The following is a 25373-nucleotide window of genomic DNA, read 5'->3' as shown; positions in this document are numbered from 1 at the left end:
CGAAGGAATTAATCATTGCTCAAAGATCATCAAATCGATATTGACCTCACCAGGCGGGCCTTGGAATTAGCCGCCGATGGTATTGGACTTGTGAGCCCAAACCCACTAGTTGGATGCGTCATAACGTCGAAGGACGGAACTATAGTTGGCGAAGGCACCTATACGAGGCAAGGCGTGATCCATGCCGAAGCGATCGCTCTTGAGCAGGCGGGGCCGCTCGCGGCCGGTGGAACTGCGTATGTTTCCCTGGAACCGCATGATCATCATGGTAAGACCCCTCCGTGCACCGAAGCCTTGATAGGCTCAGGTATAGCCCGCGTGGTCTGCCCGATCGAGGATCCAAATCCGCTGGTCTCGGGCCGCGGCTTTGAAACTCTGCGTAATGCCGGCGTCGAGGTCGTTGTGGGTATTCTTTCTGATGAAGCGGCAAGACTGAACGAAAAGTTCATTTGCTGGCACCAGAAAAAACGTCCGTTCGTCCATCTGAAATTAGCGATGTCGCTGGACGGAAGGATATCACTGAGCGACAGCGTTTCGACGGCTCTTTCCGGGGCAGAAGCAATAACGAGAGTTCAGGATATTCGCAATGAACACGATGCGATCCTCATCGGATCGAACACGGCGTTTGTTGACGATCCGAGTCTAACTGATCGAAGCGGAAAACCGAGGCAAAAGCCCTTGGCTAGGGTGGTACTGGATAATCGTTTGAGAATACCAATCAATTCCACGTTAGTAACAACTGCCCGCGAGACACCTACCATCGTTTTTACGAGAAGTAACGAAAGAGAAAAGATCGACCAACTGCGTCGAGCAGGGGTTAACGTGATCGAGACCCGCGAAGGCGGGCGCGACCTTGCAGGTGTTCTTGAGCATCTGCGCCAACTCGAAATACAAAGCGTACTGGTTGAAGGTGGAACTGAGATCGCGGGCTCATTCTGTGACGCTCGTTTGGTGGATAAAGTATCGTTTATTGCTGCACCAATAATTATTGGCGGCCGCACGGCTCCAAACGCGATCGGCGGCAGCGGTGCCGAGTCCCTGGCCAGCGTCCTTAGGCTTCGCGACCTGACGGTTTCACATCTCGGCGGTGATATCGAGATAACGGGTTATCCGTCAAATTAAGGCTCACGCTATGCGGCCCAAAAAATCGCTCGGACAAAACTTCCTCAAAGACGAATCCGTCATCGATCGGATCGTTGCCGCACTGAATATTTCGGAGGGCGAAACTGTCGTAGAGATCGGGCCCGGACGCGGAGCCTTGACCGATCGACTGGTCTCGACAGGCGTGAACGTAATTGCGATCGAGATAGATCGAGAACTTGTCCCGATCCTTCGAACACAATTCCATTTCAACCCAAACTTCAAAATTGTCGAGGCAGATATTCTGACTTGCGATCTCGAATCAATCATCGCCGGCTCTGATCCCGCAAAAACAAAGCTTATCGGCAACCTGCCCTACTATATTTCGACGCCGATAATTCAACACCTGATCGAATACCGGCATCTCTTTTCCAGGATGTTATTGATGCTGCAGAGGGAAGTTGTCGAACGACTAACGGCAAAACCGGGCGAGAGCGAACGTGGTTTCATTACCGTGATGGTCGAGGATGCTCTTGATGCCAAACATCTCTTCGATGTCGAGCCGAGGGCATTCTTTCCGGCTCCAAAGGTTTGGAGTTCAGTTATGAGCCTTGAACCCAAAGTTTCAGAGATCATTGATGATAAGGCCTTTCGCCGGCTAGTAAGTGTCGGATTTTCGCAAAAGAGGAAGACAATTCAAAATAACCTGAAAACCGCTTTTCCAAACGCGAGCGAACTTCTGACGGCTTCCGGTATCGAGCCAATTCGGCGAGCTGAAACTCTAACTTTGGACGAGTGGAAAAAACTTGCTGGGAACATCAGCAGAGCGTGACGTTCCCGGCAAAATGATTTGTTCTCCATCCACTACTGGAGCCCAACGAAATCAAGGCTGCTAATGCTTGCCGTCGGCGTAATGCTCTGCGGCGCGAATCGGTATCGTTTTGACGCAACGCTCGCAATATAGCTCGCTCCGGCGGGTATATTTTCAAACGTGTATACACCGAACGAACTTGTGCTTACCCGTCGTGCCAGGCCGCCGGAATCAGTAAGCGTAACGGTAGCGTTCCGCAGCCCGGCGCCTTCCGGCGTCATCACACGGCCCGAGATCGTAACGTTCGGCGTTTCTGTCGCATTTCCAAATACAGTAAAACGAGCTGCGGGTGACACCGAAAATCCGAAAGGAGCTGCGTTATCCTGCACATACCAACGTGCATAATATGTTCTGCCTGCGACCGCTGTGCTATTCGGGATCGGAAGGCTGACTGAAACCCAACCGTTACCCGGGCCGGTATTCTGCGTATTCGTAACAAGTCTGGCAAATGAACCCGTGGATGGGATGCTCGATCCCAGATCCGGATCGGTCTCGCTAATTACAAGAGTTGCTTGAGCATTGCCCAGAGCGCCTGAAAGCGAAACTGTAAAATTCGGGTTCCCGACGAGCGGCGGCGAGATCGCCCTTATCTGCGGTGTGAACAGATTAGACCCGGCTCGGCCGACACCCGTGATCTGGGGAACACGGTTTGATTCCATGTAAAGCACGGGCCGGTCAAATCGCTCGGACTCTGCGATAACCCGCGGATCCGTGAGTGGCCGCTTTAGAAACGCCACAAGGTCGGCTCGCTGGTTAGCGTTCAGACCCAAAGGCCGAATGAGATTGTTTGGTTTATTTGGGGCGTTGAAATCACCTCCGCGATTATAAAACGCAACAACATCCTCAAGTGCCGTGAAGCGACCGTTATGGAAAAACGTCTTCCTGAGTTCCACGTTTCTCAGGCTCGGAACACGGAACTCGCCGCGGTTATTGTTGTTTCCAGTAACCTGAAAACGCCCCGTATCATCATTTTGCGGCCTAACCCCGATATACCTGAACGAATTATCGGTAAACAGATTGCCCGCGTGGCATACGTTACAATTGCTTGCGTTAAAGACATTGCGTCCACGCTGTTCTTGAGCCGTCAAAGGTGCAATTCCGGCGGAATCAAGATCGACCGGAGCCTGGTCTGAATAAAGACTTCGTTCGAATGTAGCGATCGCCATCGCGATTCGCGACGGCGTTACCTCCGGAGAGCCGAATGCTTCCTGGAATAACTCCGGGTAGCTGCGGCCGCCGATCCATGCATCCAACGCGACAGGAATTGAAGGACTTATAACCAATGGCTTCGCATCCGCCATCCTGGCGGCTATCTCAGTCCAGTTTCGTCCAGGATGCGACATCTCCACATCAGAGACCGGAGGCCCAAGCACCTGGCTCTCGAGAGCTGCCCCAGCGTTCAGGATCGTCGCATTTGTAACCGGATCGCGAAACACACCGGTTGCCCGGCCGTCCCAAAACAAAACGGGAGCATATCCGGCGTTGATATAAGAAATGGACTTACGGCTCGTTACCTGGTCGTTGAACAACGTGGCGGAAGCAGTATATGTTCCGTCTGCATTGTTGACAGGCACACCTGCAGAACCGGTGATATCATCTGCCGTGTTCATGATCTGATCTGGTCCCGGATTAGTTGATAGAACAGGTGATAATGCAGAACGCGGGTCTGTACCGCCATTTCCTGAGTGATGGCACGAGCCGCACGAAACTGTGCGGGTAGACGATAACTGCTCATCCCAAAAAAGGATTTTGCCCAAATATGTCTTTGCAGCCGTCACCGGATTCCCCGGGGGAACCGGCGGTGGTTCGAGCGGCGGTACGGGGCCTTGCTGCTGGGCGGCCGCCCGCATGCCTTGGTCGGATGAACTAAATCCACTCGACCCGCTTCCGCTTTCCGCCCGGACCCAATAAAAGAACTGCTGCCCGGGAGCGGCTCCAAGATCAAAGAAAGTATTCGCAGGAGTTACGCCAATATCGGTCGCACCTGCTGGATTGTTACTCGTACTTCGGAATACGCGATAAGTCGAAGCACCGCGAACTGGATCCCAATAGAGGCCAACCTTCGAATTGTATAAATTGTCAGTCGCGGTGAAGCCCGTCGGAGCCGTTAATGATGTTGCCTGCCCGGAAACGATCTCGTTTTCGGTAAACTCAAAGCCGACAAACAGGCACACGAATAGTAAAGATACCGCTAGTTTAATGCTTCTCATAAATCCTCTGGGACGGTATTAACGTCGGAATTTGTTATCGGTAATTTAATGCGACTTTAAGCGAATAAATGTCCAAATCTCTTTCTAATATGGTTTCGACAGCGGAATAGGCGTGATTTCAAACTGCTCGTCGTTATACCGATCAAAGCCGCCACCTCATCCAGTGTATAGTCCTCGGAATACACCAAGGTCATCGCTAATCTATCTTCTGCATCGAGTGCGGATAAAACTTTGTCCACAAGCTGAGCAGCAATCATCGAATTGTCCGTTCCTATAGCCCTGCCGTCGGCGATCGTCTCAATGTAGTCGTTTTCCTCGTCGCTCATTTCCGCAAACAGGTTTTCTGACTTACGCTGCTTTCGGCGAAATTCGTCGTAACAGACATTTATGGCGATCCGGGTCATCCACGCTTGAAAGGACGAGTCGCCGCCGCGAAAGTTCTTAAGCGAGAAATATACCTTCGTAAAACACTGCTGTACGAATTCCTCGATATCGCTTCGCTCTCGAAAGAACCTTCCTACGACCCGTGTCATCGGCCGGCGGTAGCGTTCAAAGATCGTTTCAAAGGCGCCTTGATCACCGTCGAGAACAGCCTGAACGAGAGCATCGTCAGAAACGTGTACTTCGTCAGTAAACTCGACTGCCGGAAATTGAGCCTTTTTCTGCAATCCTATTTTTAATACCTCGTCGAGCATTTTCGATGAAAAACGGCTATTCCTCAAATATGACTGATCACGGATACGCTAGTTTTCGACGCGGTAACCGGCCGGAATGGCGAAAAGTTCGCCAGATGGTTCAGCTCGCTTAATGTTTTTTAGCTTAAAAACATGAAGTCCTGACAACGGGTCCTGATGCAGCGACATGATAACTACCTGTAAATCAGGCGAAAAACACTTCTCGCTCACAACCTTCAGAGGTTTTTCATTGCCAACTTGACCGGCAGGGATCTCGTGCTCAGTACGCGTTGCGTTGCAAGTCACACCTTCAATTGTTCTTGTACCGTCGGAAACGGTTTTTGCGTCCGGCCGATCTTCTAATTCGCCTGGACGTGCGGGATTATCCGGCATTCTCGATTTTCGGGCAGTCTTACTGTTCTCGTCGAGAAAGAACTGCGTTTTGGTCGCGAAGTCATGAATGAACACAAGTTTCTGCGGCTTATTACCCGATCCGACGATATTAACGCCGCCGATCATTTCGAGCGGCTGCTCACGGCGAACACGCCCGTTGCCATCGCGATAGATCGCGCCCGTTCGGGTGTTTTTCACTAATGTTCCATCGAATAGCATCCTTGAATCTTCGATCACGGTCTCTGCCGAGAATGGCTGGCCTTTTACCGGCTTGTCGCCAAATCGAAGTTCGGCACCGATGAATTGTGCATTCGGAGGAGGCGGTGGGCCGCCGCGGTCAGGGCGATTTGGCTTTGGAAGCTGCCTTCCTTCGTCCCTCGTCAAGGTACCATCACCATTTTTGTCGAGCTCTGCGAACACCGAGCGGACAATAGCGTCGAACTCTGAACGTGTTACGGCTTTTTCCCCATCGATCCGGTCATTAAAAAAGAATGGCGGCAGAATCCGTTTTCCAGCTTCGCCGGGACGCGGCCCGTTTTCATCAAGCCTTTTGCCCTGTGGCGGCGGATTTCCACCCCGATCAAATGGGCGTTCGCCCTGCCTGGGCCTTGGCGCCTGACGGAGTTCCTGTACCTCAAGCGTTCCGTTTCCGTTGGCGTCGAGCTCAGCAAAGGTCCGTTCGACCGCATCTCTAAACTCTTCAGCCTCCAACTTGCCATTCTGATTGACATCATGCGGCTTGATCCAATCGCCGGGCTGGCCATCCGGCCTATTCGGCCCCATTTCACTCCCGTTCTGGCGATCCTGGCCCGGAATTCCGGGTGGACGCTGGCCAAAAGTGGCAACCGTAAACAAAAGGGAGAAAACTAAAATAGGCAATATTCTTGAATTCATAAAAACTCCTATAATTAAAGGGCTTTCCTAATAAACCGGATAGAATGTGTTAAACCGTCGTCGCCAACTAAAACCTCAGCGTCAACCAAACTTGAAGGCTTTTCAACCGATGCCACGAGACCCAGGGTAACCATCATCGAACTTGGAACCTTTACCCGCACGATCTGCCCGCTCTCTGGATTATCGGCGTAGGATAACGCGATGAAATCTGTTTTGATTGGCTCCTTAGGGTCTTTTGGAGTAGCCGAACGCTCGATCTTCTCATCACTCTTTCTGCTTTCCTTCAAGGCTAAAGTCGATCGCTTTACGCTCGAGGAAGTCAACGGCTTATTAATTCTCGCCGCTGGGGATACGACCCGCTTTTCACTTGAGAATAAATTCGGTGTCGAAAGGTCGACATTCGATCGCGTCTCATTCGATGAAGGCTTTTCAGAACCTAAACTCTTTGCCTGATCTGGAATAAGGTCAACCGATCCGCCCAGGAAAACAAAAACAATGGCCAGAACCATCGCCGCCATCGAAGGAACGCCGATAAAAAAGACACGCCACCATTTCCTTGGCGGCGGCCACGGCGTGGTTTTCTGACTGATATTTCGCTGTACGCCCCACCAGATTGACGGTGACTCGGCAATGTTGTCCAGTTCAGTATCATCAACCATTGCGTCGCTCATTAGCGTGCGAATCATATGGTCGAGCTGTTCGTCTGATAACTGCTTTTTCATTTCATTGGCCTCAAACTTCGTTCGTCAGGTGATAGACGCACGAAAATTCTCAACGGTTTCGAATATTTTCGATTTTGTCGCGCATCTGCCCGGTCATAGCCGTCAGAAAAGTTCATTCTTGTTGTGCTATACTCCAATTTCGATTCGAAAAGATCGCTTGGAGCATGTGTGAGTAAAGTTGAAATAATCCCGCTTGGCGGCATCGGCGAGTTTGGGATGAACTGCATGGGAATTCGGTATGACGGTGAGATGATCATCATCGACGCCGGCATGGGATTTCCTGAAGAAACGCCTTTTGGGGTCGATATCTCGATCCCGAATTTTGATTTTCTCGAGGAATATCGCGACGAATTGACCGCGATCATATTGACGCACGGCCACGAAGATCACATCGGGGCTCTCGCCTATATTCTCCGAAAATTCAACCTGCCGGTTTACAGCTCTCGTTTCACGTTAGCCCTGACCGAGAAACGTTTGGAAGAGTTCGACATGCTTGGCGATGTTCTGATGCATCGCGTCAAAGCCAATGATGTTGTCGAGATCGGGAATTTTGAGGTTGAGTTCATCCACGCCTCGCATTCGCTTGTCGACTGTTTCTCGCTGGCAATTCACACGCCCGTCGGTACGATCATCCACACCGGTGATTACAAGATCGATGACACGCCGGTAATTGGTAAACCATATGATCTCAAGACTTTAGGACGAATCGGTGACGAAGGTGTTCTGGCACTGCTTTGTGATTCCACGAACGCGACGGTTCCTGGCCGAACGCCGTCGGAAATGGCTGTCATTCCGGCATTTGAGGAGATCTTTGAGCAGACCGAAGGGCGATTGATCGTTTCGACATTCTCGTCCTCAATGCATCGGCTGCAGATCGTATTCGACGTTGCCCATAAATATGGACGCCGCGTCTGCGTGATCGGGCGGTCGATGATCAAGAATATCGAGATCGCCGAGGAACAAGGACTTTTGAAGATCCCTCACGGAACCGCGATCGACCTGAGCGGTTCGAGGGCTCTAGATGACGATGAGATCTGCTACCTCGTGACCGGATCGCAAGGGGAATTGAGAGCAGCCCTTTGGAATATGGCAACAGCCAACTTCAAGGGTATCGAGGTTGAGAAGGGTGATACGGTAATCTTGTCCGCCCGCATTATACCCGGCAACGAAAAGGGAATTAGCCGCCTGATCGGCCATCTTTACAAACGCGGTGCCAACATCATCGAAGAAAAACGCCGTCTCGTTCACGTCTCAGGCCATGCATCGCAGGAAGACATACGCATAATGGTTGAAACTGCGAAGCCAAAATTCGTCATTCCGATCCACGGCGAATATCGAATGCTTTTCCGGCAGAAGGAGTTCATAAAAAACCACGTTGGAAGCTACGATGACGACGATATAATTTTGATCGAAAACGGAAACGTACTCGAACTGGACGAGCGATCAGCCCGTATCGTTGAGAAACGTGAACTCTATAAGACCTTCATTGACGAAGAATCGATGGAAGAGATCGAATACGATATTGTTCGCGAACGTAAGAAATTGGCTTACGGCGGTGCGATCTCATTGGTTGTTGCGATGGAAAAGAACAGCAACAAGGTAAATGGTGAACCCCAGATCACGTTCGAAGGTGTTGCCGGGATCGATCCTTTAAATGGATTCGCGGCCGATGCGAGAAAGTCCGTAGCAAAGGCGATCGAAGACATGAAACCCGAACATATCTCAAATCGAACGATGTTCAAAGAAAATCTGCGCATTCATCTGAAGCGTTTTGTTCAAAAGGAATTGAGTTCGAAGCCTGTAATTGTGACAACAGTCATTGAGGTTTAAGTGAATTAGGAGGACTTAGCCAATGCGTACACTCGTTTTGTGTCTGATGTTTATCACTCTCATTGCGACACCAGTTCGAATGCAGAACCTTGACCAAAAAGTTGAGAAAGCCCGACAGGCCGCAGCAAAGATAGCCGTAGAAGGCGAACATCTCGGTGAGATAAAGTTTCGTACAGGTGAAAAGCGAAAAGGGCGGATCATCTCGGTTAATCAGGATTCCTTTACATTGGAACCGGCTAAAGGCGGCTCTGCGGAAACCATACGGTTCGCAGACGTCGATTCGATCAAGAAGTCGAAAAAAGGATTAAGCGAAGGAGCTTGGATCGCGATTGCAGCCGTCTCGGCCGCGGCGGTGATTCTAACTTTCACGGTTATCAAGCCGATCTTATGTGACGGCGGGGCGGGATGTTAAGAAACACAGCGTGACGTGGCGAAACAAGACAATTCTACTAACTGGAGCGTCGAGCGGTATCGGTGAAGCGTTGTCTGTCGCTCTTGCGGAAAAAGGTGCGACCTTAGGCCTTGTTGCTCGCAGGGAAGAACTGCTGGCTGATCTAGCAGCACGATGCGAGGCTGTCGGCGGCAAAGCGATGGTTTTGCCCTGTGATGTTGTTGATCCGACCGCACTTCACTCGGCAGCAGATAGATTTCGCGAAGCTCACGGCCATATCGATGTCATGATCGCTAACGCCGGGATCGGCGGCAATGATCCGCTGACTCGAGCCTACGATCCGACATCGGTTAAGAAATTGATCGACATCAATCTCCTCGGAGCGGTGAATTCGATCCATGCGGTCGTGCCGCAGATGATCGAGCGCGGTTCCGGTCATCTCGTCGCGATCTCGAGCCTTGCGGGTTTTCGCGGGCTGCCAAAATCCGCGGCTTATTCAGCGAGCAAGGCCGGAATGACGGCGTTTTTCGAGAGTGTCCGGCTCGATCATGCAAAGAACGGCATTGACGTGACCATCATTCATCCCGGGTTTATTAAAACACCTCTCACCTCCGGCAGATCCAACAAAATGCCTTTTATTCTTGAACTGGATGATGCAATACCTTATTTCATTTCGGCAATAGAAAAGAAAAAGAAATTCGCAGCTTTTCCTTTCCTTTTGGCACAGATCGTAAAGCTGGGAATGATAATGCCGGCGTGGCTTTATGACAATGTCGCTGGAAAAGCCCGCTTCCGCGAATAGTCTTAGAATGCTGAATGTGTTAGATTCTCCATTTGACCCGCTCCCTTGACCCTAGCCAGACTCTGATTGAGTTTCCGCATTTATGAATCTGCTGCAAGCGATAATCCTCGGCATTGTCCAGGGACTGACCGAGTTCATACCGATCAGTTCGACGGCTCACCTTGTTTTTGCCAGCCGATTGACCAATATTTACGACGGGAACGCCGAGATGATCACAGCCACGATGGCGGTGATCCAACTCGGAACCCTTGCAGCTGTGTTCGTATATTTTGCAGCAGACATATGGGGCATCAGTTCAGCATTTATTCGGGACCATTTCGCTCTCTTGACGGGAAAGCGTGGTATGCGATTTTCGGGAACAGATGGAGTACGCCCGATCTGGCTTTCTGAAGAAGCGTGGCTTGGATGGCTGATCATAATCGGATCGATACCGATCGGGACCGTTGGTTTTATTTTCAAGGACTTTATTGAAGGCAGCGGAACGAAGAATCTCTGGATCATCGCGACGATGCTCATCGTCATTGCAGTTCTGCTATCTTTCGCTGAATTCGTTGGGAAGCAAAGAAAAGATATTCGCCACCTTGGTTTTATTGATGCTATTGTCGTCGGATTTGCTCAGGTCCTAGCCTTGATGCCCGGAGCAAGCCGATCCGGCTCAACCATAATGGGCGGCCTTTTGGCAGGCCAAAAACGCGAAACGGCGGCGCGTTTCTCGTTTCTACTCTCGATCCCGGCTATTACCGCAAGCGGTCTTTTGGAACTCCGCAAAGCCATTAAGATCTTACCGCCGGATAGCTTTATGCCGCTATTGGTTGGAACCATAGTCGCCGCCATTGTCGGGTATTTATCGATTTGGTTTTTGATCGCTTTCCTGAGAAAAAACACAACCGCCGTCTTTATCGTTTACCGGATAATTCTTGGAATAGTGCTCCTCGTTTTGCTATGGCAGGGCGTTATTAGTCCGGTCGTCAACTAACTACATCATTCAACTCCTTGAAGAAACGCTGGAAAATACGAAAGCATGACGCCGATGCGGTAAATAGGCTTGCTTCTGCTTTGCAGGTAAAGCCGCTTGTAGCGGCCCTTCTGATCTCACGCGGCCACGACACGCCCGAGGCGGCTATCGAATTCCTAAATCCGTCGCTTGAACATCTGCATGAACCACTCCTGCTCAAAGGAATGCAGGAGGCAATGGATCGCATCCAGCGAGCCGTTGATAACAAAGAAAAGATCATGATCTGGGGCGACTACGACGTTGACGGGACGACCGGAACGGTCTTACTCAGAAAGATGTTATCTCTGCTGGGTTCTGATTCGACATTCCATGTACCGAATCGTTTTACCGAAGGCTATGGGATAAATATTCCCGCCTTAGAACAGGCTCAGAAAGATGGCGTGACCCTCGTTATCAGCGTCGATTGCGGAATTCGAAGTTTCGAACCGCTTGAATGGGCACGCGATCACGGCCTCGACGTTATAGTCACAGATCATCATCTCTCTGACGAGGTGCGCGGGAATCCGCCGGCCGTCGCTGTCGTAAACCCCAATCAACCGGGCTGTCCATATCCTGACAAACACCTTGCCGGAGTTGGCGTCGCTTTCAAGCTCGCTCACGCCATACTGCGTGAGAATGGCCTCGCTCACGAAGTCCCGGCGTTTCTCAAGATCGCCGCCATTGGCACAGTAGCCGATGTGATGGATCTGACCGGCGAAAATAGAGCGATCGTGCGGCTTGGCTTGCTTGACCTTCCAAAAACCAGTAATTTTGGCCTCAAAGCCTTGATGGAAGTCGCGGATTGCCGGTCGGACATGACGAGCTACCATATAGGTTTTCGCATTGGCCCTCGAATTAATGCCGCCGGGCGAATGGATATCGCACGCCATGTTGTGGAACTATTCGAGGCACAAGATTTTGCGAGTGCACGCCAGTTGGCGACCCTTTTAGACAGTCGAAATCGGGAACGCCAGCAGGTTCAGCAAAAGATCACAGAACTTGCGCTTTTCGAAACAGAAGGCATCACTGAAAAGCACTTTGTGGTCGTCGCGGGTGAAGGCTGGCACCAGGGCGTGATCGGCCTCGCGGCATCTCGAATTGCGGAAAAGCTGTATCGGCCAACGATCGTTCTGTCGATAAAGGAAGGATACGGGCACGGGAGTGCGAGGAGCATCGTTGGCTTTCATCTGCTTCAAGCTTTGGATAGCTGCGAAGATCTCTTCGAGCAATATGGCGGCCACGCAGCGGCGGCGGGAATGAAGATCAAGGTCGATAATATTCCCGAGCTTCAGAAACGCCTGGATGAATACGCAAGGAGAACACTCGCTGCAGAAGATCTCATCCCACAACTAAACATCGACGCGCTTGTCACCAGCAAATCGCTGAGCCTCGATCTGGTTGAGAGGTTTGCCCCGTTCGAACCTTTCGGCGCGGGAAATCCAAAACCGGTCTTCGTCACCCGCGATCTGATCCTCAGAGATGAGCCTTACGCGATGAAGGAAAAGCATCTAAAGCTGAAGCTGCTCGGGGAAGATAACCGACAGTTCGAGGCAGTTTGGTGGGATGGCGTTGAAAGATCAAAGGGGCAAACCCTCAAACCTAATTCCCGCATCGAATTAGCTTACGTCGCCGAGACGAATACATGGCAGGGAAATACCCGGCTGCAACTTGTCGTCGAAGATCTAAGAGCGGATAATTAGTCGAACGTGCCCGAAACGAATCCCCACAACTTAAAGCAATACCGAGTGCGCGCGACCCTGCCATTCTACTTCCGTATTTCGGCGGTCGCGGCAATTGTCGTTGCGGTCATCGTCGTCGGTATCGGTTTCTATCGCGAGCGTTCGAAGGCGGCTTTCAAATTGAAGAGCGAGCACACTCAGCTTTCGTCGGACGTGGTGACGGAGGTCAGCGGCTACGAACGCCTCGAGAGCGACGATGGCGTTGCTAAGTATCTGATTCGAGCGGGCCACGCTAAGACATTCACGGACAATCACTTAGAGCTTCAGGGCGTGTATCTCGAATTGTACGGCAGCGATGGCGTTACTAAGGACAAGATGTCAGCCGAGTCGGCACTCTATATTCCTGGTGAAAATAAGAATTTCACTACCTATCTAAAAGGGAATGTCGAGATCGATACAAGCGACGAATTACACATAAATACAAACAGCATTACCTACACGCGCGAAACCGAGACCGCTGAGATCGACGAAGCTGTTAGCTTCGCAAGAGGGAATATCCGCGGGAAGTCCTTCGGAGCTACGGCAAACATGGCCGAGAAGCGGCTGGAATTGCTCAAGGATGTTGAGATCGAGAGTTTTGAATCACCTGAATTGGCGATCTCGAATGTGCGATATGCGAAAATGAACGCCGGCTCTGCTACTTTTGACCAGCTCGCGAATAGGATCGACCTTGTTTCAAACGTTGAGATCAATTTAAACGCAAAGGGACGCAGCAGCGATATAAAGGCTAACCGGGTGATCGCAACCCTCGCCGGGGCGGATACCAGATCGAGGCAGCTTAAGAGATTTGAGCTTTTCGATAACGTCCGCATCGTTTCAACCGAAACCGGCGGCTCACCGACAAATATTGACGCGGGTTATGCTTTGTATGAAAAAGACGCCGACCGGTATGAATTGAAGCAAGGCACCCATATTTTGTCGTCCGTCAACGGCCGACAAACCGACATTCGCTCAACGGATGCCATTTACGAACAGAGTTCCCGAAAGATCGCACTTACCGGTGCAGCCGAGATAACACAGGGAGATGATGTCCTCAAGGGGGATTTTCTGTTCGCGAATCTTTTCGCCGATCAGAAGGTTAAATATGCGGTTATTCGGGGAAATGCGAACATAGAACAGTCCACAACAGATCGAACGCTTATAATCTCGGCACCAGAATTGAATGCGGCGTTTGGTGAATCAAGGCAAATGCGCGATGCCAACGCGATCGGTCAAAGCAAGGTTGAGATCGTGCCCGGCAAAGCAGAACAGTATACCCGCGTTATAGCTACGGCTGTCCGCGGAATTGGCCTTATCTTCAAGGGTGAAGGCCTTCTTGAAAGCCTGAGAACGGATGGCAGAACCACAATTCAGCTCAACGCACCTTCGGGTGAGCGCGATGCGGCAAACAAGCAGGTTACGGCGGATTCGGTCAAGACACTTTTTAACACGAACGGTAAAGACATCAAAAGGGCGGAAGCGGTCGGAAATGCAGAACTTCTCATCGATCCGCTGGTTGCGGACCGAAAAAACTATAAGACGGCGATCACCGCTCCGCGTTTTGACTGTGATTTTTTCCCGACAGGAAATAACGCCCAGACCTGCGTTGCGGGGAAGAAAGCAAAGGCGGTCCGGGTACCTACAATTCCGACGGAAAGAAAAGGTACTCAAACCATAAATACCGATACTTTGACGGCAAAGTTCAATCAACGATCCAGTGATATCGAGACCCTCGAAGCAAATGGTAATGCCAAATTCACAGAACTGGACCGGAATGGCCTGGCGAAACAGATAACCTTCACACAATCTGACGAGATGATAAGGCTCCGTGGTGGTGAGCCGGTTCTCTGGGACGGCCGCGGAAGGGCTAAAGCGGGTGAAATAGACTTCGACACCCGCAACGATCGTTCATTTCTTCGAGGCGGCGTAAGCACGACGTACTATAATCAAAAGCAGATCAACAATTCCACTCCGTTCGGGTCTGCAGACAAGCCCGTCTTTATTACGGCGGATCGAGCAGAATTTGATCACACGGCCGAAACAGCTGTCTATGACGGAAATGCGCGAGCGTGGCAGGAAAGTAATTACATTCGCGGAGACCGATTATCGATCGATCAGGCAGGTGGGAAATTTCTCGCGGACGGTAATGTCCAGACCCTGATCTATAATGCTAAGCTGAAGCAAAACAGCAGGGAAACGGCTCTGCCAGCCTCCGCATCCGCCGGGTCAATGACTTTCGATCGAGGGCAGCGGGTCATAAAATATAGGACGTCTGTTGAGATTCGCCAGGGCACGGACCGGATCACCGCTGGTTCGGCTGATGTGTATCTGGATGAGAACAATGAAGTTACGCGGACCGTAGCAGAATCTAATGTTACGATATCCCAACCTAGCCGAAAGGCCTCAGGCGACTGGGTGGAATATACGGCGGAGACTGAGACTGCGGTACTGCGTGGCAATCCGGCGACGGTAACAGATCCCGAAAACGGTTCATCGCAGAGCGGGCAACTGAGCTTTTCGATGAGGGAAAAACGTGTCACGACGGAAGGGCGAACGAAACAGAATCCATCGGGACGTATTCGTTCGGTTTATAAGATAAAAGAACTAAAACCCTAAATGACGAGATCTAACGGCAACGCCGTATCGAACGCTGCAGGTTCAGAGCGTACGGTGCATGCGTTAGCGGCGAATAACATCCAAAAAACCTACGGCCGCCGCCGCGTGGTCGATGACGTTAGTGTCTCGGTCGACCCTGGGGAGGTCGTCGGATTGCTTGGTGCCAACGGGGCGGGCAAAACGACGACATTTTACATGCTGGTTGGCCTGGAACAGACCGAACGGGGAAGTATCGAGCTTAACGGGCGTGACGTCACAAGTCTACCGATGTATCTGCGAGCGCGCCTTGGTTTGGGTTATCTACCGCAGGAGCCGTCTGTGTTCCGGAAGTTGACCGCTGAACAGAACATCTTAGCCGTTCTAGAAACGGTTAAATTGAGTCGGACGGAAAGGTTTGACCGGCTGGAGGAGTTACTCGAGGAATTTGGAATAACGCACGTCCGAAAGGTGCGGGGCGACGCACTTTCTGGCGGTGAGCGGCGGCGAGTCGAGATCGCCCGCTGCCTGGCAACTGAACCACGTTTTATCCTCCTGGACGAGCCATTCGCCGGTATCGATCCGCTGGCGATCGATGACATCCGCGAGATAATCATTTACCTCAAAAATCAAGGCATCGGAATACTTATCACCGACCATAACGTCCGAGAAACATTAGACATAACGGACCGTGCATACATCCTGTCAGACGGCAAGATCCTGCGGAGCGGAAGCCCAAGGGAACTGATCGATGACGCGGATGTGAGGCGTCTTTATTTGGGCGAAAGATTTACGTTATAGATCGCCAATCCTTTCCTTTTTCTCATCATTATCGTTATAATTTCACTTAGGAACAGTTTTTGCGTGTCAGCGCATTTTTCCGGAATTGCTAGCCTCGGAATATGTCGTCCCTAAGACTCACAGCTCAGCTTCAGCAGAAAATGGTGCTCACGCCCCAGTTGCGTCAGCGCATTGAGATGCTACAGATGAATTCGCTCGAGTTGAATGATCTGATCGAACTCGAACTCGTTGCTAACCCGATCTTAGAAGAGGTACAACCGGGCGATGAGGTTCAGGAGATCGGAAACAACATCCTCGATCAAAATTCGGATGGGCAGGATCATGGACTCGAAAACGGAGTACAAGGGCTGTCGGGAGATCTGAATCCAGATATTGAGGCTGGCGTGCCGGAGGGCCCCGGACTCAATGGTAACGACGAGAAAGCGTCAGACGATATCGAATCCGACAGTTTCGACGAGGTCGGTGGCGAAGGTTCTGATTCGTTCGACGAGATCGATTACGGCAGGGAATTTCAGGACTATTTAGATCCTGGTTACCGGACGCAGGAAATTGAATATAAGGACGATGCTCCCAGCTTCGAGCAGTTCCTGTCGCATTCCATGACTCTTAGCGAGCATTTGGAATGGCAGGTCAACCTTCTAAATCTCGATGATATAGAGGAAGAAGCCGCTATACAGGTTATCGGTAATTTGGATGCCGACGGACGTCTAACTGCTTCGATCGATGAGATCGCGGAGTCGGTCGGGTGCACGGCTGAAAAAGTCGAATCGGCTAGAAAAGCCGTTATGCAGCTCGATCCTGTTGGCTGCGGAGCCTATACCCCGAAAGAGTGCCTGCTTGCCCAGCTCGAAGCTAATGGCGAGGCCGGCAGTCTTGCTTGTACACTCGTCACGGATCATCTGGAGGATCTGCAGCCCCATCGCTTACAACATCTAGCTAAAGCTACCGGCTTAGACCTTCATGTACTTGATGATGAGATCGGAAAGATCCGTAAACTGGATCCCTATCCAGGACGAAGATACACCTCCGAGGATTCTATTTTTGTATCTCCCGAGGTTTATGTTGAGAAGCTGGATGAAGATTACGTAATATTTTTCGCGGATGATGGAAGTCCAAGGCTTCGGATCAGCCCGACATACCACAGTATGTTGGATCAGCCTGACACGTCGAAGGAAACCAAAGATTTTATTAAGGACAAGGTCAGATCTGCCGTTGATCTTCTTCGAAACATCGAACATCGCCGCCAGACGATCTACCGTGTGGTCGAATGCATCGTTTCTCGTCAGCGTGATTTCCTCGACAAGGGTGTTGAGTACATCAGACCGATGATGCTAAAGGACGTCGCAGAAGACATCGGCATGCACCTTTCAACTATATCGCGGGTTGTTAATCGAAAATATGCTCACACCCCGCAGGGTGTCATCGAATTAAGGCGTTTCTTTAGCGAAGGAATGCTAAATGAAGAAGGCGAAGAGGTTTCGACGCGCATATTGAAGCTAAGGATCAAGAAAATGGTCGAGGACGAGGACACTAAATCCCCCTTAACAGACGATCAGATCGCTAAAGTTTTGAGTAAAGAAGGAGTAAAATTATCACGACGAACCGTGGCTAAGTATCGCGATCAGATGCACATACCAGGTTCGAGGGAGCGAAAAACTGTTATATGAAAATCGAATTTACCGGACGGCACATGGAATTCACCCCGGCCTTGAAAGCACACGCCGAGGAATATTTTAATAAGATCGAACATTTATTTGACGGAAAGCCACCGAAGATACACATTATCATTGAAGTCGAGAGGGGACTTCATCGCTCGGAGGTTGTTATCAACTGGCGAAATGAGGTCCTGAAGGCCGAGACAAGCAACTCGGATATGTACCATTCCATCTCGCAAACTATTGCTAAGATAGAGAAGCAGGCTCGAAAACTAAAGGACAAGGTTATTGACAAGTCGCACAAGGCAATCTCGGCCGCGGCCGTCACTGCCCCATCGGATGAACCAGCCGCTTAGGGTCATTCCACTATGGATGCGGGAGTTTTTACAACGACCCTTCACGCGAACCTCGTGAATATTGATGGCGTTGGAGTGTTGATCACCGGCGAATCCGGGACAGGAAAGTCTGAAACTTCTCTTCAACTCATTTCGAGAGGTCACGCACTCGTCGCTGATGATGTGGTTGAGATCAAGCCAACCTCTGCTGCCCCGGTCGGTTCGCCACCAGTGAGACTTAGGCAGCTTATCGAGATCAGAGGTTTAGGGATCGCCGATGTCGTTGGGTTCTTTGGCGAGGGAGCTTACACGGCATTTTCACCGGTTGATGTCCTGATAGAACTAATTTCGCGAGAAGCGTCCCGGCGATCTTTATCAATGTCGATCAGCCGCGGACGACTTCTTGGAGCATCCCTGCCGAAGCTCAGATTGAGGTCCGGTGTAGAGAACGATCTCGCGCGAGAAATTGAGATCGCCGTCGATTTCTTGAAATCACGGGACCTGATTCAACAGTACGGATCAGCCTAGGCGATCTTTTACCTATGCCTGCAAAACAACGTGAAAACCGGGACCTTCCGGCATTTGTGATCATCACAGGGCTCAGCGGTTCGGGGATGAGTTCTGCAACAGACTCCCTGGAAGACCTGGGCTACTTCTGCGTCGATAACCTGCCGCTTTCGATGTTGTCGACATTTGGCAGGCTTCTCATCCCGGCAGACCGGCGAAACCCTTCTATCGAGAAAGCGGCGCTCGTCATTAATATCCGCGAACGCCATTTCCTGACTGATTTCCCCGGGGAATTAAAAAAGCTAGAGAAGCGGAATCTGAAGGCGTTCGTAGTTTTCTTCGAGGCTTCAGACGATGTACTTCAGCGCCGGTTCTCGGAAACTCGACGCCCTCACCCGGCGGACTCCGGTAAAGGGCTCCTTCATGCGATCCGTGCGGAACGAAGGGCACTCAAAGAGATACGTAAACTCGCTGACCTGATCGTCGACACCTCCGAACACACTGTTCATACCCTGAGACATTTCCTGGTCCAGAAATTCAGCGGCCATGTCGATGGTGTTCCGCTTAAGGTCGAGGTGATGAGCTTTGGCCATAAGTATGGTAACCCGCGCGGCGTCGATCTCATGTTTGACGTTCGCCATTTGCCGAATCCGTATTTTCAGAAAGATCTCAAACATTTGACCGGTGATGATCCGGAGATCATCAAATACCTGCTGGATAAACCCGAGGTGAACGAGACCATCGATCGTTTTGCAGACCTTTTACTGTATCTGCTTCCACGATACCAGCGGGAAGGTAAATCATATGTCACGATCGGTATCGGATGTACCGGGGGCAAACATCGATCCGTGATGGTCGCAAACAGCCTCCGAAAGGCACTTAGAAAGGCGGGATTTGATACCGCAGTGAGCCATCGTGACATTCAGAAATAACTTGAGCAAAACACGCTTAACATATTGATATTATTATGAAAAGGATAGGTGCCGTCATCGTTTCACATGGGCAGGTCGCGAATGAGCTTGTCGCCGCAGCCGAAGCGGTTGTCGGCGATCTTAGCCACATCACGGCCGTATCTATCGGTTGGCATGACGATGTGGAGATGGCTAAGGACGAGATCAGGCGAGCGATCGAGAGGGTATCGTCGGGTGTAGGCGTGCTGCTCCTGACAGATATGTTTGGTGGTACGCCGACAAATATTTCTGCGATGTTTCTCAAAGAACATGAGGTCGAGATCGTCACTGGCGTTAATTTGCCAATGGTCATAAAAGCCGCTTCGACCACGCGGGAAATGACACTTCACGAACTCGCAAAAGAGGTCGAGGAGCAGGGCAAGGATGCGATCTGCCGGGCGGGCATCTTACTCGAGCCGCAGAGAGTTAGCAAGGATGCTTAAACAGCCCCTTCCGATCATCAATGCCTTGGGCCTGCATGCGAGAGCTGCCGCTCGGCTGGTACGTCTTGCCGCCGGCTTTAAATGCCGGATAACCCTTATCCGTGAAGATACAGGCCTAACGGCCAATGCAAAATCGATATTGAGCGTGCTCCACCTTGCTGCATCATTCGGGACCGGATTAAGCGTTATTGCTGAGGGAGAGGACGAAAGCGATGCGATCGCAGCGATTAAGGCACTCTTCGAAAGCGGGTTTGGTGAGTTGTAGTTGTTGAGTTGAAGGTATTATGAGACCAGGTTTAGGTAAAAAAGTAGGAATTTTGGGGGTTCCGCTTGGATTCGGTGCCGGTCATACCGGCAGCGAACTCGGGGTCAATGCGATGCGGCTGTCGAAGATCCGCGGCCATAGCTTGGCGGAGCATATCCGGGCACTTGGGTACGAGGTTAGTGATCACGGGGACGTCGCCATTGTGCAGCCCACGGATCAGGAATCGAATGCTAATCCAAAACATCTGCCGGAGATGCTGGCCTCCAGCCTGAACATCACCCGAGCTCTCGAGAACATCCTCGCAAACGACGAGATACCGATCATCCTTGGTGGAGACCACGCGATCGCGATCCCGACCTTTACGGCACTAGCTTCCCATTACCGCTCCCGGGGTGAGGAGATCGGGTTAATTTGGTTCGACGCCCATGCTGACATTAATACACCGGAAACGTCGCCCTCCGGTAATATCCATGGCATGCCGTTGGCCACGCTGTTAGGACATGGAGCTCCGGAACTTACAGATCTCTGCGGCTTCTCACCCAAGCTGAATCCTCGATACCTGGCTCATATTGGTGCCCGCGACATTGATGATGGTGAACGTTCGCAGATCGAGAAACTCGGGCTTCGAAAGAATTTTTTCACGATGAGCGACGTTGACAGCCGCGGCATGCAGGCTTGCGTCGCAGATGCGATCGAGATCGCCTCGCAAGCCCCGGGAGGCTTTGCAGTGACCTTCGATGTCGACGGGATCGATCCGCGTTTTGCTCCAGGCTCGGGCACGCTCGTGCGAGGTGGTGCGACGTATCGCGAAGCGCATCTGACCCTGGAAATGATCGCTGCACACGGCGGGCTAAGATCTTTTGAGATAGTTGAGGTCAACCCGCTGCTTGACCACAGCAACATTACCGTCGAGCTCGCCTGCGAACTGATCCTTTCAGCACTGGGCAAGACCATTCTTTAGTTTATGAAAAAGCGCGTTGGAGTTATTTTCGGAGGCCGGTCGGGCGAACATGAGGTGTCGATCCGTTCGGCTAGAACCGTTGTAGAGCAGATCGACTCGTCAAAATACCAGGTCGTTCCCGTGGCGATCACAAATACCGGCCGCTGGCTCAGTCCGGCCGGATCTCTGGAACTATTTCCGGAGGCAACCCAGACGCTCTTTAGAGATCGATTTGGCGAACCAGCGAACGCGACTGCCTGTCTGACCGGTGACTCGCAGATCCGAGGGCTTGCCGTGCTTGAGAACGGTGGGACGATTGAACTTGATGTTGTCTTTCCGGTGCTTCACGGCACTTTCGGTGAGGATGGTACGATCCAGGGATTATTTGAGATGGCGGATCTTCCATATGTAGGCTGCGGCGTGCTCGCATCGTCGTGCGGAATGGATAAAGCTTTCATGAAAACGCTGTTCCGCGATGCCGGCCTGCCGATGTGCGAATATGTTTGGTTCCTTCGCGACGAGTGGGAAGCGAACCGCGAGGTCGTTCTAAAGCAGGTTGGGACAAAGCTGGGATTTCCGTGCTTTGTTAAGCCCGCGAACCTCGGCTCATCAGTTGGGGTTTCGAAAGCAGCCGATCAAGCCTCGCTCGCGGATGCGATCTCTCTTGCTGCTCAATACGATCGAAAGATTATCGTTGAAGAGGGGCTCGAAATGCGGGAGATTGAATGCGCGGTGATCGGAAACGACACACCCGAGGCGAGCTTACCCGGCGAGTACATCATTAGGGACGAGAGTAAGAAATTCCTGGACTACACGGAGAAATACTCTGGAACGGGAAACAACGAATTCGTCGTTCCTGCTCCGATCTCGGACGAACTCTCTGCAAAGATCCGAAAAATGGCGATCACTGCGTTCAAAGCGATCGACGGCTCCGGCCTGGCAAGGGTTGATTTTTTCTTACGGAATGATAACGGAGCGTTGCTTGTCAATGAGATCAACACTATGCCCGGCCTGACCGACGCGTCCGGATTCCCGAAAATGTGGATCGGAACGGGAAGGTCGTTTCCCGAGATAATTGACGAACTCATCGATCTGGCATTTGCCCGTTACAATGACAAACTGCGGAATAAGACAGTTCGAGACTAGTTTTTCGGGGCTTTATATCCATTTCTGGCCCGAATCATGAGATTGGGCCTGGCAACGCGAAGTTCGAGGTTTCTCCACTTACCGTCCTTTTTCGTGTTGGCGGGATGGAACGCCACGGTGTATTGAACTCCCAGTTCCTCAACGATTCGCTTGAACGCATCTCGCATAGCGACTCCGCCCGGGGTCGCGACAAATTTTCCACCGGTCTTCTCAGCAAAGTTCTTTAGGACTCCCTGATTTTGAATACGTCCGCGCGAGTTATCGTTGATCGGTGACATATCGACGGTATAGATCGTCGCATTAACCGCAGAAGCCGCCTGAAGGGCTTTGTCCGCACTCTTGCTGCTAAACGTATCTGCACCGTCGGAAAGGACTATTATCGCCCGCCTCTTTTCCTCTCGTTTTGAAAGAACCTCGGCGGCTTTGTAGATGGCATCATTGAGCGCCGTCATTCCATCGGCTTTTAGGTCGAAGAACTGTTCACGAAGGTCGCGGCTATTAGAAAAATCCTGGACAAGCTTCACCTTTGAATCAAAGTTGTAGATGGCGGCATTGTCATCGCGCCGCAGCCCGCTGAGGAACTGTATCGCCGCCGACCGGGCCAGAGTAACGCGCTGCTCCATGCTCCCTGAGGTATCAAGCAGGATCACAGCGGCGAACGGGGTTTCCTCGGACGCGAACATGACGATCTCTTGTTCGACGCCGTCCTCAAAGACTTTGAAGAGCTTCCGATTCAATCCCTCGACAGCTTTCCCTGAAGCATCCGTTATCGTCGCGTTCATCACAACGATCGACGAATCAACCGAGATAACCTCGTCATCATTCTGGGCGTCAGAAGTAACATGAAAGATGAGGATCGATAAGATCGCAAGGAGGATGAGATGAGCTCGTTTCATGCGGGCGAAAGTTTAACGGGAGATCCGTAGTAAACGGGCGATCTTCAGCACGGCATTCGATGTCTGGATCGCAGCGGCGGAAACCGTGAATCTGGACGTCTTTTTCAGCTCATCGAGCAGTTTACGGATCGTCGAACCAAAGGTGGTCACCGCGTCTTTTTGGGCTAATGACTGAGTCTGTTCCAGCGGATTCTTATCTGAATCATCGTCATCACCGCCAAGTTCATTCCGGATCTTTTTGACCAATTTCTCAACCGCGATCAACTTATTGATCTCGTTCGCGTTCAACCGTCCGTTCTGCTCGTACGCTTTTTCGAGCTCTTCAGATAGTTTCAGAGCTTCCTCGCCGCGGCCGAGCATTTCGTCATACTCTTTTTTCTCTTTATCTATCCGAAGTTTTACAAGGGTTTCCTTAAAGCTCTTGGGCTTATCGTCGTCGTCATCGGCATCATTTGCCCTTGGAATGATCGAGCCGCGGCCGTCCGCATTTTGAGCATGCACGCCCAAATTTACAGCAGAAAAACAGCGGCCAAAAAAGATAAAAAACGCGAATCTTATTAACATGCTGCGACCTCTTACAACCTTACGGTTTGTCAGGTACTGGATCCGGTGACACGCCGGTGACCAATTCTACGAGTTTAGCGAGATACTCGTCCTCTGCAATACCGGAACTCCTTACAGTAACCCACTCAGACGTCAATCCGTTGCCTGCCCGGCCCTCAACTTTGGCGTTAACTGAGACATTGTTCTGAAGACCATCTATCGCCTGAACTTCAATGGTCAAAGTGTATTGAGCCCGCGTCCAGGATGAATAAGATGCCTCTAAGATCCCGTAACGATTAAGCTCATTTTGGGTGATCACGGCCCCTTTTGCAAAAACGAACGGCTGCGTGATAATGATGCCGTCCTTGGGTCTCGACGATGCCTCATCAACTACAAGTTTTTTCTCTCGGAGGGCATCCAAAACCATCCCGATCAGGACATCACGTCGGGAAGTGAACTTGTAAGGATTCGGAAGCTGTTCCCGGATCTTCGTTTTGCCTTTTCCCCAATCGAATGAACGAGTTACGTCGTTTCCTCGCGTGGTAACCTTATTACCTTCTTCTTTAATGGTTTTGGTTTGAGCGTCGACGCCCTTTTGAGCGAGAGCCGCCGCCGAGAGGGCGAGAAGAGCGAAAACAATTGTGGCAAATTTATACATCCTTACTCCGAAATATAGCGCATAAAGAGCTTAATTCCAAGAATTAGGATGAGATGACGAACCACGGCGTTGTACAGCGACAAAAATGTCACCTATCCCAGCTGTTCGTATACCAATCGATCGTCATTTTTAGCCCGCTCTCGAGATCGACGAGCGGTTTCCAACCGAATCGGGCATTGACCTTGTCGGATGCGAGATATTGAGCGTCGATCTCATTCGCGATCTTGGTTTTGAGCAGAATGTCGGGCGAAAGATCGTCTGAGCGTCCCATCAGGCGGACGATTGTATTGACCAGATCGAGCATCGAAACGGGCTCGCCGGAACCGAAGTTAAATGCCTCACCGGCTGCATTCTCAATGTTTTCAGCCAGAAGCAAGTAGCCTCCGACGATGTCCGTCGTGAAGATAAAATCGCGTACCGGCGTGCCGTCGGACCGGATGATCGGATTTTCGCCGCGAAGAATGGACAGGATCGTGCCCGGAATGATCCGCGATAGATTCGCATCCGCAGGACCATATATATTTGCCGACCGTGTGACCGCTACGGGCAGCTCAAAAGTATGTGCATACGACTGCGATATAAGATCGGTACACGCTTTCGACACATCGTAAGGGAAGACCGCGTTCAGCTTAAAATCCTCAAAATAGGGGAGTTCTGAGTGCGAACCATACGCTTTGTCACTTGATGCAACGACCACGCGGGCGACGGTGCTGCTGAGACGACAGGCTTCCAGCAAGAGATATGTGCCGCGAATGTTCGATTCGAAAGTTGAAATGGGCGATCGATTTGCAGCCCCGACTAAAGCCTGAGCTGCTAGATGAAAAACCGCGTCGATCTCGTACTCATTCAGGATCCTCGACATAAGCGGCAGATCATCGACCGAACCGCGGATGACAGTAACTTTGTCTCGCAATTGCAACAGATCCAGTGAATTAGGCTGGGTCTCATCACGCTGTAGGCAGACAACTTTAGATCCGCGGTCGACCAATTCAGCCACGAGGTTCGCTCCGACAAAACCGCTCGCACCGGTTACAAATGCTGTTCTATCTTTCCAAAATGCCAT

At 51.3% G+C, this 25373-nt stretch carries 25 protein-coding genes; 17 read left to right on the top strand and 8 right to left on the bottom strand.

The genetic code is table 11. The annotated features are described in order from the left end of the window. The first annotated feature begins 15 nt into the window (after positions 1-15). Positions 16-1122 carry a bifunctional diaminohydroxyphosphoribosylaminopyrimidine deaminase/5-amino-6-(5-phosphoribosylamino)uracil reductase RibD gene (gene ribD / locus IPG22_21055; GenBank protein MBK6590769.1) on the top strand — a complete coding sequence of 369 codons (1107 nt, stop codon included), beginning with the start codon at positions 16-18 and terminating at the stop codon, positions 1120-1122. Between the two features lie 10 nt (positions 1123-1132). After that, complete coding sequence (gene rsmA, locus IPG22_21050; GenBank protein ID MBK6590768.1) at positions 1133-1912, top strand: ribosomal RNA small subunit methyltransferase A; 780 nt, start codon at positions 1133-1135, stop codon at positions 1910-1912. Between the two features lie 32 nt (positions 1913-1944). Here rsmA and IPG22_21045 read toward each other — a convergent pair whose 3' ends face one another. The 4 genes from IPG22_21045 to IPG22_21030 are packed head-to-tail and all read right to left on the bottom strand — an operon-like array spanning position 1945 to position 6844. Then, on the bottom strand, positions 1945-4161 hold the full coding sequence (locus IPG22_21045) for a carboxypeptidase regulatory-like domain-containing protein (protein MBK6590767.1): 2217 nt from the start codon (positions 4159-4161) through the stop codon (positions 1945-1947). A gap of 56 nt (positions 4162-4217) precedes the next feature. Continuing rightward, the gene (locus IPG22_21040) at positions 4218-4856 is read right to left on the bottom strand and encodes an RNA polymerase sigma factor (GenBank protein MBK6590766.1); all 639 of its coding nucleotides are present in this window, start codon (positions 4854-4856) and stop codon (positions 4218-4220) included. A 48-nt stretch (positions 4857-4904) separates the two neighbouring features. Continuing rightward, positions 4905-6122, bottom strand: coding sequence for an EF-hand domain-containing protein (locus tag IPG22_21035; GenBank protein MBK6590765.1), 1218 nt, complete (start codon positions 6120-6122; stop codon positions 4905-4907). Positions 6123-6136: 14 nt separating this feature from the next. Beyond that, complete coding sequence (locus IPG22_21030; GenBank protein ID MBK6590764.1) at positions 6137-6844, bottom strand: hypothetical protein; 708 nt, start codon at positions 6842-6844, stop codon at positions 6137-6139. A 168-nt stretch (positions 6845-7012) separates the two neighbouring features. On the opposite strand from IPG22_21030, the gene IPG22_21025 reads away from it, so the two are divergent. The 15 genes from IPG22_21025 to IPG22_20955 all read left to right on the top strand — a co-directional run bounded on the left by IPG22_21025 (position 7013) and on the right by IPG22_20955 (position 22213). Beyond that, positions 7013-8674, top strand: a complete 1662-nt coding sequence (locus IPG22_21025; protein ID MBK6590763.1) for a ribonuclease J — start codon at positions 7013-7015, stop codon at positions 8672-8674. Positions 8675-8696: 22 nt separating this feature from the next. Continuing rightward, complete coding sequence (locus tag IPG22_21020; protein MBK6590762.1) at positions 8697-9086, top strand: hypothetical protein; 390 nt, start codon at positions 8697-8699, stop codon at positions 9084-9086. Beyond that, positions 9064-9867 carry an SDR family NAD(P)-dependent oxidoreductase gene (locus IPG22_21015; protein ID MBK6590761.1) on the top strand — a complete coding sequence of 268 codons (804 nt, stop codon included), beginning with the start codon at positions 9064-9066 and terminating at the stop codon, positions 9865-9867. Before IPG22_21020 ends, IPG22_21015 begins: the two co-directional genes overlap by 23 nt. An 82-nt stretch (positions 9868-9949) precedes the next feature. Further along, entirely contained in the window at positions 9950-10843 is an 894-nt protein-coding gene (locus tag IPG22_21010) for an undecaprenyl-diphosphate phosphatase (GenBank protein MBK6590760.1), read from the top strand. Between the two features lie 17 nt (positions 10844-10860). Continuing rightward, positions 10861-12561 carry a single-stranded-DNA-specific exonuclease RecJ gene (recJ, locus tag IPG22_21005; GenBank protein ID MBK6590759.1) on the top strand — a complete coding sequence of 567 codons (1701 nt, stop codon included), beginning with the start codon at positions 10861-10863 and terminating at the stop codon, positions 12559-12561. A gap of 6 nt (positions 12562-12567) precedes the next feature. After that, entirely contained in the window at positions 12568-15195 is a 2628-nt protein-coding gene (gene lptC / locus IPG22_21000; GenBank protein ID MBK6590758.1) for an LPS export ABC transporter periplasmic protein LptC, read from the top strand. Beyond that, a complete protein-coding gene (gene lptB, locus IPG22_20995; protein MBK6590757.1) occupies positions 15196-15972 on the top strand; it encodes an LPS export ABC transporter ATP-binding protein in 777 nt (258 codons plus the stop codon). It begins immediately after the preceding gene. Positions 15973-16073: 101 nt separating this feature from the next. Then, on the top strand, positions 16074-17639 hold the full coding sequence (gene rpoN, locus IPG22_20990) for an RNA polymerase factor sigma-54 (protein ID MBK6590756.1): 1566 nt from the start codon (positions 16074-16076) through the stop codon (positions 17637-17639). Then, positions 17636-17983: a ribosome-associated translation inhibitor RaiA gene (raiA, locus tag IPG22_20985; GenBank protein MBK6590755.1), complete on the top strand. Its 348-nt coding sequence runs from the start codon at positions 17636-17638 to the stop codon at positions 17981-17983. The genes rpoN and raiA overlap by 4 nt, the downstream gene beginning before the upstream one ends. Before the next feature lie 12 nt (positions 17984-17995). Next, positions 17996-18490, top strand: coding sequence for a hypothetical protein (locus IPG22_20980; protein ID MBK6590754.1), 495 nt, complete (start codon positions 17996-17998; stop codon positions 18488-18490). Between the two features lie 14 nt (positions 18491-18504). Next, positions 18505-19401 (top strand): RNase adapter RapZ, encoded by an 897-nt coding sequence (gene rapZ / locus IPG22_20975; GenBank protein MBK6590753.1) that lies wholly within the window; start codon positions 18505-18507, stop codon positions 19399-19401. Positions 19402-19436: 35 nt separating this feature from the next. Then, positions 19437-19862 carry a PTS sugar transporter subunit IIA gene (locus IPG22_20970; GenBank protein ID MBK6590752.1) on the top strand — a complete coding sequence of 142 codons (426 nt, stop codon included), beginning with the start codon at positions 19437-19439 and terminating at the stop codon, positions 19860-19862. Continuing rightward, entirely contained in the window at positions 19855-20127 is a 273-nt protein-coding gene (locus tag IPG22_20965; GenBank protein MBK6590751.1) for an HPr family phosphocarrier protein, read from the top strand. Before IPG22_20970 ends, IPG22_20965 begins: the two co-directional genes overlap by 8 nt. Positions 20128-20146: 19 nt before the next feature. Further along, a complete protein-coding gene (gene rocF, locus IPG22_20960; GenBank protein ID MBK6590750.1) occupies positions 20147-21088 on the top strand; it encodes an arginase in 942 nt (313 codons plus the stop codon). Positions 21089-21091: 3 nt separating this feature from the next. Then, positions 21092-22213, top strand: coding sequence for a D-alanine--D-alanine ligase (locus tag IPG22_20955; protein MBK6590749.1), 1122 nt, complete (start codon positions 21092-21094; stop codon positions 22211-22213). Here IPG22_20955 and IPG22_20950 read toward each other — a convergent pair. From IPG22_20950 to IPG22_20935, 4 genes are all read right to left on the bottom strand, one after another. After that, positions 22210-23109: a VWA domain-containing protein gene (locus IPG22_20950; GenBank protein MBK6590748.1), complete on the bottom strand. Its 900-nt coding sequence runs from the start codon at positions 23107-23109 to the stop codon at positions 22210-22212. The genes IPG22_20955 and IPG22_20950 overlap by 4 nt on opposite strands. A gap of 12 nt (positions 23110-23121) precedes the next feature. Further along, positions 23122-23673 (bottom strand): hypothetical protein, encoded by a 552-nt coding sequence (locus IPG22_20945; protein ID MBK6590747.1) that lies wholly within the window; start codon positions 23671-23673, stop codon positions 23122-23124. A 19-nt stretch (positions 23674-23692) separates the two neighbouring features. Next, positions 23693-24310 carry a hypothetical protein gene (locus IPG22_20940; protein MBK6590746.1) on the bottom strand — a complete coding sequence of 206 codons (618 nt, stop codon included), beginning with the start codon at positions 24308-24310 and terminating at the stop codon, positions 23693-23695. An 88-nt stretch (positions 24311-24398) separates the two neighbouring features. After that, positions 24399-25373: a GDP-mannose 4,6-dehydratase gene (locus tag IPG22_20935; GenBank protein ID MBK6590745.1), complete on the bottom strand. Its 975-nt coding sequence runs from the start codon at positions 25371-25373 to the stop codon at positions 24399-24401.

This window comes from Acidobacteriota bacterium (assembly GCA_016703965.1).
Taxonomy (GTDB): domain Bacteria; phylum Acidobacteriota; class Blastocatellia; order Pyrinomonadales; family Pyrinomonadaceae; genus OLB17.
This window is presented reverse-complemented; position numbering and strand designations above follow the sequence as displayed.